The 16804-nt window shown below is 44.4% G+C and carries 11 protein-coding genes; 5 read left to right on the top strand and 6 right to left on the bottom strand.

Translation table 11 applies throughout. The features are described from left to right. Positions 1–35: 35 nt before the first annotated feature. From ACOGW3_RS18680 to ACOGW3_RS18660, 5 genes are all read right to left on the bottom strand, one after another. Positions 36–2144, bottom strand: coding sequence for a dipeptide ABC transporter ATP-binding protein (locus tag ACOGW3_RS18680; RefSeq protein WP_419904347.1), 2109 nt, complete (start codon positions 2142–2144; stop codon positions 36–38). Positions 2145–2157: 13 nt separating this feature from the next. Further along, the gene (locus ACOGW3_RS18675) at positions 2158–3309 is read right to left on the bottom strand and encodes an ABC transporter permease (protein ID WP_419904346.1); all 1152 of its coding nucleotides are present in this window, start codon (positions 3307–3309) and stop codon (positions 2158–2160) included. Between the two features lie 10 nt (positions 3310–3319). Further along, complete coding sequence (locus tag ACOGW3_RS18670; RefSeq protein WP_419904345.1) at positions 3320–4357, bottom strand: ABC transporter permease; 1038 nt, start codon at positions 4355–4357, stop codon at positions 3320–3322. Between the two features lie 89 nt (positions 4358–4446). Further along, the gene (locus tag ACOGW3_RS18665) at positions 4447–6099 is read right to left on the bottom strand and encodes an ABC transporter substrate-binding protein (protein WP_419904344.1); all 1653 of its coding nucleotides are present in this window, start codon (positions 6097–6099) and stop codon (positions 4447–4449) included. Positions 6100–6886: 787 nt separating this feature from the next. Continuing rightward, complete coding sequence (locus ACOGW3_RS18660) at positions 6887–7762, bottom strand: helix-turn-helix domain-containing protein (protein ID WP_419904343.1); 876 nt, start codon at positions 7760–7762, stop codon at positions 6887–6889. A 135-nt stretch (positions 7763–7897) separates the two neighbouring features. Between ACOGW3_RS18660 and ACOGW3_RS18655 the strand changes: the two genes are divergently transcribed. The 5 genes from ACOGW3_RS18655 to ACOGW3_RS18635 all read left to right on the top strand — a co-directional run bounded on the left by ACOGW3_RS18655 (position 7898) and on the right by ACOGW3_RS18635 (position 15029). After that, positions 7898–8803, top strand: coding sequence for a fatty acid desaturase (locus tag ACOGW3_RS18655; RefSeq protein ID WP_419904342.1), 906 nt, complete (start codon positions 7898–7900; stop codon positions 8801–8803). 22 nt (positions 8804–8825) lie between these two features. Continuing rightward, positions 8826–9620 (top strand): phosphate/phosphite/phosphonate ABC transporter substrate-binding protein, encoded by a 795-nt coding sequence (locus ACOGW3_RS18650; protein ID WP_419904341.1) that lies wholly within the window; start codon positions 8826–8828, stop codon positions 9618–9620. Positions 9621–9645: 25 nt separating this feature from the next. Continuing rightward, complete coding sequence (locus ACOGW3_RS18645) at positions 9646–11187, top strand: trimethylamine methyltransferase family protein (protein WP_419904340.1); 1542 nt, start codon at positions 9646–9648, stop codon at positions 11185–11187. Positions 11188–11295: 108 nt separating this feature from the next. Further along, the gene (locus ACOGW3_RS18640; protein WP_419904339.1) at positions 11296–12603 is read left to right on the top strand and encodes an NAD(P)/FAD-dependent oxidoreductase; all 1308 of its coding nucleotides are present in this window, start codon (positions 11296–11298) and stop codon (positions 12601–12603) included. Positions 12604–12608: 5 nt separating this feature from the next. Next, on the top strand, positions 12609–15029 hold the full coding sequence (locus ACOGW3_RS18635; protein WP_419904338.1) for a GcvT family protein: 2421 nt from the start codon (positions 12609–12611) through the stop codon (positions 15027–15029). A gap of 101 nt (positions 15030–15130) precedes the next feature. Here the strand turns inward: ACOGW3_RS18635 and ACOGW3_RS18630 are convergent, their stop codons facing one another. Further along, on the bottom strand, positions 15131–16528 hold the full coding sequence (locus tag ACOGW3_RS18630) for a M24 family metallopeptidase (RefSeq protein WP_419904337.1): 1398 nt from the start codon (positions 16526–16528) through the stop codon (positions 15131–15133). Positions 16529–16804: the final 276 nt, after the last annotated feature.

Below are 16804 nucleotides of genomic sequence, written 5' to 3'. Positions count from 1 at the left end.
CTAACCAGATAAATCCAAAGCCCACATCATCTTTACTAGGCGGCAGTAGGATCTTCTTCTTTTGCCTCAAAGCTAATGACAGGCTCCATTCGGGCCAGAATATCGTCAGCCAAATGACATTTTACTTGGTGACCACCTTCTAAATCCCTAACAGGAGGAACCTCTTTCGAACATTGGTCTCCTGGAACTTCAGATACGTGTGGGCAACGGGTGTGGAAAGGACACCCTGACGGAGGATCCATTGCAGATGGAATATCACCATCAAGAACAATATGTTTCTTCTCAACAGAGGTATCTGCAATAGGAATTGCGGACAGTAGAGCCTCTGTATAAGGGTGATAAGGAGGAGCAAAGATTTGATCCGTTGTTCCTTGTTCAACAATATGGCCGAGATACATAACGATCACACGATCAGCTATATAACGAACGACAGACAAATCATGCGAGATAAACAACATTGTTGTTTTGGCTTCACGTTGAATATCCATCAGCAGTTCGGTTACAGCAGCTTGAACCGATACATCCAATGCAGAAACGGGTTCATCCGCCACAACAATTTTTGGATGGCCAGCAAAACAACGTGCGACACCGATACGCTGTTTCTGACCACCAGAAAGCTGACGAGGCATCCGTGACGCAAAGGCTCTCGGTAATTTCACCAGATCCAAGAGCTCAAGCATACGCTCTTCACGCTCTTTCTGGTTCGCGCCAATGTTGAATTTCTCAAGGGTCCGAACAATTTGCGATCCGATTGAATGACTTGGATTCAATGTATCAAATGGATTTTGGAAAACCATCTGAAGGGATGCAATTGTCTCAGGGGTTCTGTTGTCGACCTCTACACCTTCTATGTTTACACCATCAAGGGAAACGGTACCATCTGTCGCGGTTTCCAAGCCGAGCAATACTTTTGCCAGGGTTGATTTACCACAACCAGACTCTCCAACAATAGCTGTTGTTTCTGATTCTCGTGCGGTAAAGCTCAGTGTTTCATTGGCTTTAACCGTTCTTGTTTCAGCTCCGCCAAATATCGCATTTGCAGCCACATGATAGTGTTTTTTCAAATTATCTACTTTGAGGATTTCCCGGCCTGCTTCAACTGCTTCATGTTGTGTCAAATTTTCAGGCAGTGCAGTCCAATCAACTTCTTGAAAACGTAAACAGCGACTTGTATGGCCTTCTTCGCCTGTCACAGGGATCATGTTTATTTGACCCTTATTACAGATTTCCTCTACGTAATGCTGACAACGCGGTCCAAAGTTACACCCCCGAGGCCTTTGATTTGGAAGAGGAAGTTGCCCAAGAATTGCAATAAGTGGGCGTGTGTTTTTATCTGCACCAGGCAAGGGAATGGATCTGAACAACCCCTGAGTATAAGGATGTTGCATTCTGTCAAAGACGTCATTGACAGTACCACTTTCAACGGCTTCCCCCGAATACATGATGGTTATTCTGTCACAAGTCTCAAGGATCAAGCCAAGATTATGAGAAATGAATAGTATTGAAGTTCCAAATCGTTCACCGAGATCTTTTACCAGATCAATAATTCCGGCTTCAACAGTCACATCAAGAGCAGTTGTCGGTTCATCAAGCAGCAATAACTTTGGCTTGGACAACAAAGCCATGGCAATGACGATACGCTGTTGCTGCCCACCAGAAAGTTGGTGAGGGTAAGAGCGCATCATACGTTCTGGATCAGGTAACTTAACAGCCTCAAGCATTTCTAAAGCCCGCGCATATGCGGCGTCTTTTGAAACTTTTTCATGGATAATAGGAACTTCCATAAGCTGTTTACCGACTTTCATTGCCGGGTTTAAACTAGCCATCGGTTCTTGATAAACCATGGAGATCTTAGAGCCACGAATGTCTTGAAGCTCAGCTTCAGACATCTCACCCATATCTTTGCCCATGAACTTGATCGTGCCTTCAGTGATCTTCCCGATGTTGGATAGATCACGCATGATACCAAGAGCAACTGTGGACTTACCACAACCTGACTCTCCGACAAGTCCCATGGCTTCACCAGGCATAACTTTACAGGAAAAGTCCATGACGGCAGGGATTTCACCTGCACGTACAAAGAAGGAAATGGAAAGGTTTTCTATTTCCAGAATTGGTGTTTGTTCTGATAATTTGTCAGACATCTTTATTCCTCCCTTAGTCCTTCATGGACTCTTCACGTAGTGAGTCAGCCAGCAAGTTTAATCCTAGAACGAAGGACATAAGTGCTGCAGCGGGGAATAGGGCAGGGTGTACATAGAGGCGTAACAACCGTGATCCTTCTTTGATCGCAGTTCCCCAATCAGGGCTCTCCGGTGCCATGCCAAGTCCAAAGTAACCAAGGGTTCCTAAGAGAATTGTTGTGTAACCAATCCGTAAGCAGGCATCTACGATTAGGGGGCCACGGGCATTCGGTAGAATTTCCCAAAGCATGATGTACCAAGGTGTTTCACCACGCGTTTGGGCAGCAGCAATATAATCACGGGTTTTGATATCCATAACCAATCCACGCACAATACGGAATACCGCGGGACTGGTTGCGAAAACAACAGCTACAAAGATGTTGAGTTCATTTGGATCAATAGAGATTATTCCCAACGGATCTGCATCAAAGACAAGACCTGCATAAATCCACCCGCCAATAACGAAGGTTATCAAAAGTTGGACCCAAAGTTTATCAGGGCGCTTTTTGAACCTGGTAAAGAAGAGAGTTGCAAAAAACACGATTGGAAAAAGGAAGAACAATCCTGCCATTGCATAAGGAATTGGTGTTTCTGTAATCCCAGGAGTGACCAAGAGATAGAACAGTAAAATAACCGGGAAAGCGAGGACTAGGTTAGCCAAGAAGGATAAAATCGTATCGGTTTTTCCACCGTAATATCCAGCAGGCAATCCCAAAGAAATACCCACCATCAAGGCAAAGGTTGTCGCCGCAGGGGCAATAATCAACACGATTTGGCTTCCGTATACCACACGACTGAATACGTCTCTGGCAAGTTTATCTCCGCCAAAGAGGAAAGCTTCGCCAGTTCCTGGTTCAATTGCTCCAGGTAGCTTGTTTTTCATAACAACGATTTGAGCAAGAGGATCAAATGGCGCGATGATATCCGCAAAAATTGCCGTAAAGATCCAAAAAGCCACGATTAAGACACCAACGATACCGACACCACTGTCAAAAAGGCGTCCGTAGAGGCCAAGTCGGTCCTGGAAGGTAAAGCTTAATGCAACCAGTATTGCCAGTGCTAACCACGTTGGCCAAAACTGTATAAACGTAGAGGTGATAACCTCAAATGTAGATAAATATTCCATTATCGCCCCCTTATTTCACACGAATTCGTGGGTTGAGGTAGGCATAACCCACATCAGATATGAGCTGGGTGACCAGCACAACCACGACAGAGACGAGAGAACAGGCTAACAACAGGTCGATATCATTGTTGCCTGCGGCTTGTACCAGCGTGTACCCGAAACCTTGGTATCGGAACATTATCTCCACAATGACAACACCTGTTAGCAACCAAGGAAATTGCAGCATGATGACTGTAAAAGGAGCGATAAGGGCATTCCGAAGGGCATGTTTAATAATGACAGCGTAAAAACTCATACCTTTTAATCGGGCAGTACGAATATATTGCGCGGTCATTACTTCGACCATGGATGCCCGTGTCATACGGGCGATATATCCCATGCCATAAAGTGCCATTGTCATGACGGGGAGGGCAAAGTTGTAGAAAGTAATACCTTTAGATGTCGCCGTTGCTGCTGAACCATTAAGCACGCCAAGCCAAGAGGCAAAAATAACCGTAAAGAAAATCCCGGAAACGTATTCTGGAGTGGCCGTAGAAGTAATGGATACAACAGACAAGCCTCTATCCAGTCTCGAACCTTCTCGCATACCAGCAAGAATTCCAATCAATAAGGCTGAGGGGATCATAACGACCATCACCCAAAACATTAGCCAACCGGTAGCTTGCAAAGCGGGAACCAGTTTATCTGAAACCTTTTTCTTGAACTTCGTTGAACATCCAAAATCACCTTGAATAACACCTGTGAAGGTTGGCTCTGTCGGATCGTCGCAATATTTAAATTTAGAGACAGCGAGCCCGGTTTCTTTATCGATGTTGGGTTGCTTCGGCCAAACGCCAAGCCAGGCACCATATCGTTCAATAAAAGGATCGCGATATCCATTAATCACAAGCCATGATTCAATTTGAGCGTCACTGGCTCTCATATTCGTTTGCGAAATAGAGAGTTTGCGTAAGTTTGGATCTAAATTAACAAGAAAAAACACAACGACCGTAAGGCACAACATGGTCAAAGCCATGACGCCTGTACGTCGTAAAATAAAGGTAAACATGATGGCCCCGTCGATCGTTCAGTTTACTTTGTATATAGAATAAGAGGGACCTCGAGCTTCGAGGCCCCTCCATATTATTCAGAAGGCGATCAGGCTTCGTCGAGCCAAACTTTTTCGAAGTGGAATTCGAAAGTTGGATGCATACCGTGATTTTTCACAGACTCAACAGAGTGATTATACAAAGAACGCCAGTAAGGCTGTACCAGATGACCAGAATCTTGAAGGATCTGTTCAATATCCTGCATCATCGCACGACGTTTATCCGTATCAGCAACAGCCAGAGCAGCTGTCAGTTTTTCATCAAACTCAGGGTTTGAATGTGCTGCTTCATTCCAGGCTTCACCTGAACGATATGCCAGCGCAAGTACCTGAACTCCAAGAGGACGCATATTCCAGTTGGTGATGGAATAAGGATATTTCGCCCAATCATTCCAGAAAGTAGATCCAGGAAGAACTGTACGTTTGATCTTAAAGCCAGCTTCACGTAACTGAGCCGCAACTGCATCAGCAGTATTTTTACGATAATCATCGTCAATGGACAGGAGCTCGTGCTCATGATCCATCATGCCAGCTTCCGTCATCAGCTTTTTAGCGCCTTCAATGTCACGCGTTTGCTTGGGAAGAGGGAAGTATTCTGGATGTAGCGGGGCGACGTGATGGTTTTCAGCAACTTTACCTGCACCACCATAGCCCAGTTGGAGCACTGTTGAGTTATCTACTGCAATTTGAAGAGCACGACGAACGCGCTGATCATCGTATGGCTTTGCATTCGCATTTGTACGAACACAGACGGTCGCAGCAGTAACTGCTTCGGATTTAACCAGACCGAGACTATCCATAATTTCAAGGAAATCGGCAGTTGTTTGATAGTTTGTATGGATTTCCTCTGACTCAAATGCTGAGACTTCAGCTGATGGATCAGTGCCATAGTCAACAAAATCGACACCATCGAGATAAACTTCACCATCCCACCATGTGCCATTTGTACGGCGGCGGACTGAAGCCATTGTACCAACTTCAACTGATTCAAGTTCAAATGGACCAGTACCGATTGGATTTTTAGCAAGATCACTACCCATTTTTTCATAATCGCGGTGAACGATCAGAGCAGGGTAATCAGACATACCTGGAATAATTGTAATATCAGCGGTATTTAAGTTGATCGTAACAGTATGATCGTCAACTTTACTGAGTACACCTTCACCAAGCTTTTCTGTTGCAGGGTCAATCAAGCTTGCCATGCGGCCTGCCATTGAATTCCCTTCGACAGCCTTGTCGCACCAACGTGTAATATTGAAAATAACATCGTCAGCGTTGAAATCGTCACCGTTGTTCCACTTTATACCCTTGCGTACTTTCAGAGTATATTGTGTGGCATCATCATTAATTTCCCAGCCTTCGATCAGACGGCCTTCAAATGTGAAATCACGATTATACCTAACCAATGGCTCAAGGAACTGACGAGCAAGGTTACCCATTTCAGACCAGTCAAAAGTACGCGGATCTTTAAGTTCACGAACATTCGTTGATACTTTCAGAATGCCGCCTTTTTTTCCCTCAGCAGCCATAGCATCAGTAGGAGCGACCATACCGATCATACCGTAAGCAGTTGCTGCTGTTGCACCGAACGCACTTGCAATTGCAAGAAACTCGCGACGATCCATTTTTCCAGATTTAGTTTCCTCAGCCATTTCCATGGTGTGAGACGGCATTGGTGAACCGTTGCGTTTAAAGAATTTCATTTAATAGTGCCTCCCGGTTGTGTGTGTTCTTTTTTTTCGTGTTTTTTGTATTATTAAGTGTTTATTGTATCGTTTTTTTTGTCAAACAGTTGATGCAAAAAAAATTAGATAATTAATTTCTTTTTGTGATTATGTGAAAGTGACGCGGACATTTATTTTATTATAGTTATTTAGCGCCCAAGTCTTGTATAAGTATGCATCACAAATATTACTAAGCCACCCCTAAGCATTATTGCTGTTGTTTATTTTTACTATTAACTGCTAGGTGCTTTGGTCTCCCTCTATTTTTCATAAAGGTACAGAAAACGTTGTTCGTGACTTCAGACGACATTTTGTTGCCAGTATGCGACCAAGCGATTTTGTCGTTATTAGGATATACAAACACATTACAATGATTGTATTTCCCAAAAGCAACCTTCCATCCTAACCCATAATTTTCTTAATTACTTTTACAACAGCAGTGTTGCCAGTAATGAGATTTCATAAAGTAGACTAATTGTTATATATTACAGACATTTTCTCATTAAGTTTATGAATTACTGTATATTCGTATTAATTACATAACTTCCATGTGCTGACTGAGGTTACATTATAACTGATTGTTTTAATTAGTATATGGTAAATTTTCTCATGATATATACCAACCCTAGGTATGGTAAAAAAATCACCACAGCCATAGCGATTGTAACAAAGGCTATTCGGAATAGAGAGTTGACGATAATGCGTGTTTAAAAAATACTTACATTATGAATTAGCCTTAGATTATTATTGACCTCAAAATTTGGGTCTATCTTACTTCATCCAAAAATTCTCTAATCTTATATTCGGCCCGATCTGGCCCGACTATAGCCAATCTGATAAGTCGATCAAAATGTTGTGTTAGGGCTTTTATATGATCAACTGAATTGACGAGTAGGTACATGTTTCCTAGGTATACTGCCGCTCGCATAGGTCCAAAAAGAGTGTATGGTGCAGAATAGGCCGCTTGCTGATCAAAGAAAAAAAGGCGGAATGTTGGGTAAAATTCACCAACTAATTTCAACATGTGTTCAAGTTGCTTTTTCCTTACATTCTTTGGAAGTTCTTGCCAGACACCTTCTCCTTTTGAAAAAAGTTCAAGTGTCTGTAGAGGCATACAAACTTCCATATCAGTATCGGGGAGGGCGGTTTTACTAAGCTGTTTTTTTGCCTGTTGATTTTGAGCTTTACGAATAAACAGATGATTGTATTTAAATTCAAATTCGCTGACTTCATCAATTCTCATCATATCCGGAAGCGTATTGGGAACATACCTAATTTTATAACCTATAGCCTCACGGTGCCATTCTTCGATCTTCAGGGTGGCTTCTTCTTCGTTCATACGCATGATTTCAATAGACGGGACGATATCATCGCTGTTCCCATCGTTTGCTATCAAACCCATCAACCAGTCAAGAGAGACACCGCAAGCTCTTGAAATAGCACACAGTGTTTCAGCTCTGGGAAGCCTAGTAGAATCAGGTGCGAGAAACTGACTAAGCGCTGATCGGTCAATCCCTATCGATTTAGAAAACTGGCTAAGGTTACTACCACTTTGAGCTATCAGCATACCCATGCGCTCACGGAATATATACGCCACATCTCTTTTATCAGAGCTATCTGAGGGGAATTGGTGTGAATTCACATCATTATCCAATTAAAGTTACAATTAGAACGATAAGCATCGAATTATTATTATTATGATTGAATTATATGATTGTCGATAGTGTTTTTCTCACGCATCGTAAATAAATATAAAAATGGAGGAACTAAAGTGTGGTTGCGTGATAAAGCAGAATGGCGAACATTAGCTCTCATAATTGTTTGCTATCTATCTCTTGGACTACTACTTGTAGCACCATTAGAATTACCGATACTTCTGCAAATACTTCTCGTGATACCTCTTATTACACTTCATTCTTCTCTACAGCATGAATGTATCCACGGGCATCCCTTTACTTCTCAAAAACTAAATGACGCTATTGTTTTTATGCCGATAGGGGTACTTCTTCCTTATTTTAGGTTTAAAGCCTCGCATATTAAACACCACCAAAATGCCAGTATTAGCGATCCCTACGAAGACCCAGAGAGTGGTTATCAGGATATGAAAATCTGGGAAAAACGCCCCAATTGGGTGCAAAAGATTTTTGAGTTCAACAATACTCTCTCAGGAAGAATGTTGATAGGTCCCGCCCTTAGTTTTGTTGGGTTTTCAATTGCTGAGATGGGCAGCGGAGATCGAAGAGTCATTGGGACTTGGTTAATCCATTTTGTTATCTCTGGATTAGTACTGCTCTCAGTGTTTTACTGGAGCACTATGCCAATTTGGGCCTATCTCATCTGCTGTTACTTTGCCTATTCTCTTTTAATGGTACGCACTTTCCTTGAGCATCAAGCCCATGAAAGCATGCGTGCTAGAACAGTCATAATAGAAGACAAAGGTTTTTTCAGTTTTCTGTTTTTAAACAATAACCTGCATGTCGTACATCATGCTTACCCCACAGTTGCCTGGTACAAATTACCATCAATTTTTTCAAACAATCGGCAACGTTTTCTCGAAATGAACCGGGGATATTGTTTTAAAAATTATGCCGAGATTTTTAGACGCTTTGCGTTTAAGCGCAAAGAGCCTGTTGCTTACCCCTTCATTCCCAAAAAGTACGACACCAATAAGTTTAGCCAGTAATATCTAGTCAGGGTTTATGAAGATGAGTGAATGTGTTGTGTCCTTGCCAATGTATGATTGGCCAGAACTTCAGACTTATAATAATAAGTTTTTTAAAGTACTTAGTCAGAGCTTCTCACATCAAGGCTATAAAGCTCCAAATGCGTTGGATCGCACCAGAGATAGAATGGACGTTTGGTTAGATAAGAACTTATTATTATCTCAGACGTGCGGCCTCCCGTTTAAGACGTTGCTCAAAAATAAAGTCTCTTTGGTTGGCACGCCAGCTTACGGATTAAATTGCGGAGCGGGATCTTATTACAGTGTCATTATTGTCCATCAAGATTCACAGCTAAAAAAACTGGAAGATCTGAAAAACAAGACTTTTGCCTATAACGAAAAAGGATCACAGTCTGGTTATGCGGCACTCCTTTACACTCTGAGTGTAATAAAGGACGCGCCTCAATTTTTCACATCTTCTTTTCAAAGTGGAAGTCACCGCCAATCCATACAGGCCGTAGCCGAAGGTAAAGCCGACTTTGCTGCAATTGATGCACTCAGCTGGGAATTGGCATTACGACACGAACCCACAGCTCAAAAATTACGAATAATTGCTGTAAGTGAACCGACACCAACTCTTCCATTTATAACGGCTCTCCGTTCTCCACGAGAGCTTGATAAACTACATATGGCTGTCGTTGATGCCATGGTGGCTTTGGATGAAGAAACACGTGAAGCCTTACTCTTTATAGGTTTCGCCCCAATGCAAGTAAGTGATTATCAGGTTATCGAAGATCGTTTGTACGCGATCCAAGAAACTTACGGTCTTGATTACTAACAAAAATACGTAGGAGACGCCTTTTATGACACAAAGATCAGGGCGAAGACGGCCGAAAAAATCCCCCACATCAGAAGCACCTTTAAACCAATTACCGTGGTCTCAGGTTGAAAATACCTACAAACCTTTTGAATTGCTCCATGAGGGGCAGATTGATGCCATATGCGATACGGCATACCGTATCCTAGAGGAAGTAGGAATAGACGTCCTGCACGTTGAAGCAAAAGAGATCTTCAAAAAAGCTGGCGCGCAGGTCGACAGTGACAGCGACCGTGTTCGCATTGATCGTGATCTTATCAAGGAAGCAATGTCACACGCTCCATCCACTCTCACGCTTCATGCACGAAATCCTGCCCACAACCTGGATTTATCACCAGGTAAGATTTCTTTTGGTTCCGTCGCTTCTGCCCCAAATGTCAGTGATATCGAACGCGGACGTCGGCCTGGTAATAAAGAAGATTATCAAAACCTTCTGAAACTATGTCAGTCTTTGAATACAATACACTTCATTGCAGGTTATCCTGTGGAACCTATTGATATTCCTCCACGGACCCGCCATCTCGAATGTGTAGCTGACATGGCAGTTCTAACGGATAAAGTCTTCCATGCGTATGCTTTGGGTAAAGAGCGCATTACAGATGCGTTGGAAATCACTCGTATTGCACATGGCTGCAAGAACTGGGATGAATTTAAAGCAAAGACCCGCCTTTTCACCATTATTAATACCTCATCCCCCCTCCGTCTTGATGGCGTGATGATCGATGGTGCTATGGAAATGGCGCGTCATAATCAGCTCTGTATCATTACTCCCTTTACGTTATCAGGTGCGATGGCTCCCATTACGGTGTCTGGTGCTTTGGCACAACAACACGCTGAAGCCCTTGCTGGCATGACCTTATTACAACTTGTATCGCCTGGTTGTCCGGTTGCCTATGGCGGTTTTACCTCCAACGTTGATATGAAATCAGGATCACCTGCTTTTGGGACGCCGGAAAATGCCCAGGCAGCAATGATTGGCGGACAGTTAGCCAGACGGGTCGGGGTTCCTTATCGATCTTCAAATGCAAATGCCTCAAACTGTGTTGACGCACAGGCCACCTATGAAAGCCAGATGTCAATTTGGTCCGCGGTAATGGGACAAGCCAATATGCTCATGCACGGTGCAGGTTGGATCGAAGGAGGGCTATGCGCCTCATTTGAAAAAGTAATCATCGACGCTGAAATGTTGCAGATGATGACAAAATTCCTGCAGCCACCAGAAGTGAGTGAGGCGAGCATGGGACTGGATGCCATTAAAGATGTTGGACCCGGAGGGCATTTCTTTGGAACATCTCACACGCTTGAACGATATGAAACTGCTTTTTATTCGCCAATTCTATCCGACTGGAGCAATTTCGAAAGCTGGGAAGAGAACGGCTCCAAGACAACAACAGAGCGTGCACATCAGATCTATAAAAACCTATTAGATGAATACCAGCAACCAGAGCTTGATAGCTCCAGTAAAGAAGAAATAGACGAGTTTGTTGCACGAAGGACTTTGGAAGGGGGCGCTTCCGGAGAGTTCTAAAGAGAACCCTTTGGGATCAAACTGCAATTTCAATCTATCAAGCAACTGATAAACATAGAACAACTCCATTTATCTCCAAATATCAATGGATGAACAGGGACGAGAAATATGAGTAAATCCTACGATGCAATTATTATTGGTGCAGGTGTAATTGGTGCCTGTACTGCTTTTGAAATGGCCAAAAAGGGATGGAAAACGCTATCCATAGATAAACTTCCTGAATCTGGATACGGCTCAACATCTGGGTCCTGTGCAATCATTCGAACCTATTATTCTGCGCTGGAAACCTGTGCGCTTGCATACGAAGGTTGGCACTATTGGAAAGACTGGGACAATTATATGGGCGTTCAGGACGACCACGGTATGATTGACTACAAAGAAACCGGATGTCTTGTGATCAAAACTCCCCACAATCATTCCCTGACAAAAGTCTGTTCAACCATGGATGAAATCGGCTGTCCTTACGAAGATATCGCCACGTCAGATATAAAAAAGTATCTGCCAATCGTCGATACGCAACAGTTTGAGCCTGCAAAACGTCCAGAAGATCCCGAATTCGGCCTTCCAACAGGACCAGCTGTAGAAGGGGCTGTCTTCTTTCCCCACGGCGGTTATGTGAACGATCCCAAACTATCTGCTCATAACGCACAACGAGCTGCCGAAGCTCATGGTGCGGAATTTATCTTCAATACAGAAGTCAGCGAAATCCTGAAAACGGATGGCAAGGTAAGTGGCGTTAAACTATCCAACGGAACCGAAATTCCTGCTCCCGTTGTTATTAATATCGCAGGGCCTCATTCCTCAAAAATCAATGAAATGGCGGGCGTTGACGGCGAAATGAAAATGAGTACCCGTGCTCTTCGGCACGAAGTTGCCCATGTACCATCACCTGCCGGATTTGATTTTGAAAAAGAAGGTATGGTTTATTCAGATAGCGATATTCACACTTACTGTCGTCCAGAAACCGGGAACAATATCCTCATCGGTTCAGAAGATCCTGCCTGTGATGAAAAAGAATGGGTTGAGGATCCTGATAACTACGATGAGAACTTTTCTGAGCAGTGGAAAGTCTTGGTAATGCGTATGGCACAAAGGTTCCCGGAACTTGGTATTCCGTCAAAAACACGCGGCGTAGTTGCTCTCTATGATGTGACAGAAGACTGGATGCCAATTTACGACAAAAGTAACCTGCCAGGTTTCTATATGGCAGTTGGAACCAGCGGTAATCAGTATAAAAACGCTCCCGTAGCCGGTAAGATGATGACGGCGATTGTTGAGGCCTGTGAAAAAGGCCATGATCACGATGCCGAACCATTGCAGTTCCATCTCGAGAACATCGATAAATCCATTTCTCTCGGCGTGTTCTCACGTAACCGCGAAATCAATCAGAATTCCAGTTTCTCTGTAATCGGATAAGTCATATGAAATCACATACTCGTGTAGCCGTTATTGGTGGCGGCGTTGTTGGTTGCTCAGTTCTCTATCACCTGACCAAACTTGGTTGGAATGATGTGATGTTGATTGAGCGTTCAGAGCTGACTTCCGGCTCGACCTGGCATGCTGCCGGTGGCTTTCATACTTTGAATGCCGACACTAATATGGCGGCTTTACAAGGCTATACCATTCGCCTCTATAAGGAACTCGAAGAGATCACGGGCATGTCCTGTGGTCTCCACCATGTCGGGGGGGTGACGCTTGCATCTACGCCAGAGCGTATGGATTTCCTCAAGGCTGAACGTGCCAAGCACCGTTACATGGGCCTTGATACAGAAATCGTTACCCCTGAAGAAATCAAGAAGCTCTCTCCGATCACAAATGTAGAAGGTGTTCTCGGCGCGCTTTATGATCCTCTGGATGGCCACCTGGATCCATCGGGAACCACACACGCTTATGCCAAAGCAGCTAAGATGGCCGGTGCTGAGATTATCCTTCGCAACCCTGTGCTTGAACTTAATCCCCAGGCGGATGGTTCGTGGGAAATCGTGACTAAGGAAGGCACCGTTATCGCCGAGCATGTGGTTAACGCAGGTGGTCTATGGGCGCGTGAAGTTGGCGAAATGGCTGGTGTTTATATGCCGCTCCACCCTATGGAGCACCAGTATCTTGTAACAGAAGATGCACCAGAGGTTTACGAACTCGATCGTGAACTACCACACGTGATGGACCCAGAGGGTGAAAGTTATCTTCGTCAGGAAGGTCGCGGGCTCTGCATTGGTTTTTACGAGCAGTCCTGTGATGCTTGGGCTGAACGCGGAACGCCAATGGATTTTGGCCACGAACTCCTCAACAACAATCTAGACCGTATTGGTGACTCTCTCGAGTTTGCTTTTAAACGTTTTCCAGTATTGGAAAAGGTTGGTGTTAAGACCGTTATCAATGGGCCGTTTACTTTTGCCCCAGATGGGAACCCGCTCGTTGGCCCTGTACCTGGTTTACGCAATTACTGGTCTGCCTGTGGGGTTATGGCTGGTTTCTCCCAAGGGGGAGGCGTTGGCCTAACCTTGGCTGAGTGGATGATCGAGGGTGAACCTTCTCGCGACGTATTTGCCATGGATGTAGCACGATTTGGTGACTGGATTACACCGGGCTATACCCGTGCAAAGGTACGTGAAAACTATCAACGTCGCTTTTCAGTCTCCTATCCAAACGAAGAACTTCCCGTTGCGCGGCCTCATCAAACCACACCAGCTTATGGCGTGTGGAAAGATCAACGCGCTGTCTTCGGCGCTGCATACGGTATGGAAGCGGTAAATTACTTTGCCCCTGAAGGTGAACCCTTGGAGGAAACGCCCAGTTTCCGTCGTAGTAACGCCTTTGACGCTGTGGGTGCAGAGTGCCGTGCGGTACGCGAAGCCGTTGGCATCAATGAAGTTCATAACTTTGGTAAGTACCTGGTAACAGGTTCAGGCGCCCGCGCTTGGTTGGACGTGATCATGGCGGGTAGTATACCAAAACCTGGTCGCCTCGCGCTAAACCCAATGCTCAGTCACAAAGGCAAGTTAATTGGTGACTTCACCGTTTCCTGTCTCTCTGAGCAGGAATTTATGGTTACGGCCTCTTTCGGGATGCAGGCGGCGCACCTACGCTGGTTCGAAACAAACCTGCCATCAGGTGGTTCTGTTGAAATAGAAAATATTTCAACCAAACGTATCGGTTTCCAAATTGCAGGTCCAAAGGCTCGGGAACTTCTTAGTCGTGTCGCTTTCGAAGATGTCTCAGCTGAAAATTTCAAGTTCCTAGATATTAAGAAAACGGATATTGGAACCTGTCGTGCTTTTATTCAAAGAGTTTCTTATACCGGGGATCTCGGTTATGAGATTTACGTACGGGCTGAAGAACAGGTTGCGCTTTATAATATCCTAGCTGAAGCAGGTAAGGACCTTGGGCTTAAACCGTTTGGTATGCGGGCGATGATGTCATTGCGTCTTGAAAAGTCCTTCGGGTCGTGGGCCAGAGAATTCCGGCCGGATTATATGCCCGTTGAAACTGGTATGGACCGCTTTACTTCCTATAACAAAGCCGCAGACTTTATTGGTAAGGCAGCAGCGCTTAAGGAAAAAGAAGAGGGAGCATCACGCAAGCTCTGTACCTTCGTTGTTGACGCCATTGATGCTGATGTTTGGGGCGACGAGCCAATCTGGCACGAGGGTAAAGTCGTTGGTTTTGTTACATCTGGTGGTTATGCCCACTATACACAAAAATCAGTGGCGAATGGTTTTCTTCCGACCGAAATTGCACTGGATGGTGTCGAAGTCGAAATCGAAGTTCTGGGCGTTATGTTAAAGGCCAGGATGTTTACAGAAACTCTGTTTGATCCAAAAGCAGAAAGAATGCTTGGATAAATCCGTTACACATAGTTTCTAATAAAAATAGTGGCCGCGAATTATAAAAAATTCCCGGCCACTTTTTTTATAAGTACTTTTCTAAATCTACGAGAAAAGAGTTAGATCTTTCCCATCAAGCGCTCATCCAGTGGATAACTAGAAAGCTGTTCATATCCTGTATCGGTGATCAGGATCTGGTCTTCCAATTTAACACCTTCGTGTCCACCGTGACGACCCACGTAGCTTTCCACACAAACGACCATGCCAGGCTCTAGTTCACCTTCATACCCAACAGATTCCCAATCTGAAGGATAACGCACGGCAGGATACTCATCGCAAAGGCCCACGCCATGGAATAGAACAGAATACCTATTCGGTAAATATTCTTCCGGTAGGCTTTTGCCCTGGTGGGAGAGTTCTTTAAAACTCACACCTGGTGCTAACATTTCACGGTTGTGATCAATTTGCTCTAGAGCCATTTGATAAAGTGCCCGCTGCTCATTACTCGGTTTCCCATCTCCGGCAAGCCATGTTCTCGAAATGTCGCAACAAAATCCATAAGAGCCAATGAGATCGGTGTCAAAAGCAACGAGATCCCCAGCTTCAATGACCCGGGCTGAAGATTCCTGGAACCAGGGATTTGTCCTAGGCCCCGATGCCAGTAGACGGGTTTCAATCCATTCTCCCCCACGGCGAATATTCTCAGCGTGTAAGATAGACCAAAGGTCGTTTTCGCTCATACCAGGTCGAAGAGCTTTTTCCATTTCACTCATTGCGGCTTCACAGGCAACAACGGCACGACGCATGCAGAGGATTTCATCCGGAGATTTAATCTTTCGGGCCTCTTCCATGACATCTTCGCCATAGATGACCTCTATGCCTTCACGGTTGAGGTGGGGAATGCCATGGGAATCAACCTGATCAAAGGCCAGACGTTTGTTTCCTCCGCCGTGCTGATGTACCAGATCGGCCGTTATCTTGGCCCATTTGGCAGCCTGTTCTTCAACGCGGTTACCTGCCTCAAAATAGAACCAGGCAATACCAGCATGCACTTCATCTACGACTTCTGAGTGGTCAGAAAGATGTTCACAATTATGAAAATCATAGAGAATAACAGGGCCATCTGTAGCGACAAAACAAGCTCGAACCGGGTTGTGTAGGGTCCAAAGTTGCATATTACTGGCATCAGTCGCATAGCGCACATTCAGGGGATCATAAAGGTATATTCCCGCAAGATCCCTTGCTCGTAGCTGTTCCCGGATGCGCTCAAGTCTGTAACGACGCATCGTGCCGAGGTCAGGTTCTGGAATTTTTGCGGCTTTCCATTCACCTTCTGCTAAGGCGCCGTAGCCAATTACATGTTGGTTAAAGTTTGCAGCTTTGGACCGTGCCCAAGCTTCAAGCTCTGCATGACTGGCATTTGGGCCTGGATGTTCTGGAATTTCGAAGGGGGCGATTTTTCGGCGATGGCGGCCAAACAATTGGCCTGAACCAGAGGGGGTGTTCTTCATGTCCATGACGCACTCCTGACAAGTACAGCTTGTAGCTGTCAAATGTTGTATTGTTGTTCGAATTTTCCTGCTGTATATGAAATTTTAAAGTTATTTTATTGATGACCTATACATTTTAAGCCTAAGCATATCTGTTTATTTTATTTTTAATATACTAAAAATATTCATGGTACATACCAACCTTAGCTTAGGTTAACGGTTAGAAAAATCATGTGTGAAAGTATGAATATCAACAATCATACAATTCAATCATGTAAGTAATAATGCGATACAAATTGTATA

It is taken from the genome of Kiloniella sp., from assembly GCF_965205715.1.
Classification (GTDB): domain Bacteria; phylum Pseudomonadota; class Alphaproteobacteria; order Kiloniellales; family Kiloniellaceae; genus Kiloniella.
Note: the sequence above shows the minus strand (reverse complement) of the source record. Positions and strands in the feature narration are given on the sequence as shown.

Bases quoted from the DNA above. Each gene is read 5' to 3' on its own strand.
- ACOGW3_RS18680 (WP_419904347.1), bottom strand. From the start codon at position 2,144: ATGTCTGACAAATTATCAGAACAAACACCAATTCTGGAAATAGAAAAC.
- ACOGW3_RS18675 (WP_419904346.1), bottom strand. From the start codon at position 3,309: ATGGAATATTTATCTACATTTGAGGTTATCACCTCTACGTTTATACAG.
- ACOGW3_RS18670 (WP_419904345.1), bottom strand. From the start codon at position 4,357: ATGTTTACCTTTATTTTACGACGTACAGGCGTCATGGCTTTGACCATG.
- ACOGW3_RS18665 (WP_419904344.1), bottom strand. From the start codon at position 6,099: ATGAAATTCTTTAAACGCAACGGTTCACCAATGCCGTCTCACACCATG.
- ACOGW3_RS18650 (WP_419904341.1), top strand. From the start codon at position 8,826: ATGAGTGAATGTGTTGTGTCCTTGCCAATGTATGATTGGCCAGAACTT.
- ACOGW3_RS18645 (WP_419904340.1), top strand. From the start codon at position 9,646: ATGACACAAAGATCAGGGCGAAGACGGCCGAAAAAATCCCCCACATCA.
- ACOGW3_RS18640 (WP_419904339.1), top strand. From the start codon at position 11,296: ATGAGTAAATCCTACGATGCAATTATTATTGGTGCAGGTGTAATTGGT.
- ACOGW3_RS18635 (WP_419904338.1), top strand. From the start codon at position 12,609: ATGAAATCACATACTCGTGTAGCCGTTATTGGTGGCGGCGTTGTTGGT.
- ACOGW3_RS18630 (WP_419904337.1), bottom strand. From the start codon at position 16,528: ATGGACATGAAGAACACCCCCTCTGGTTCAGGCCAATTGTTTGGCCGC.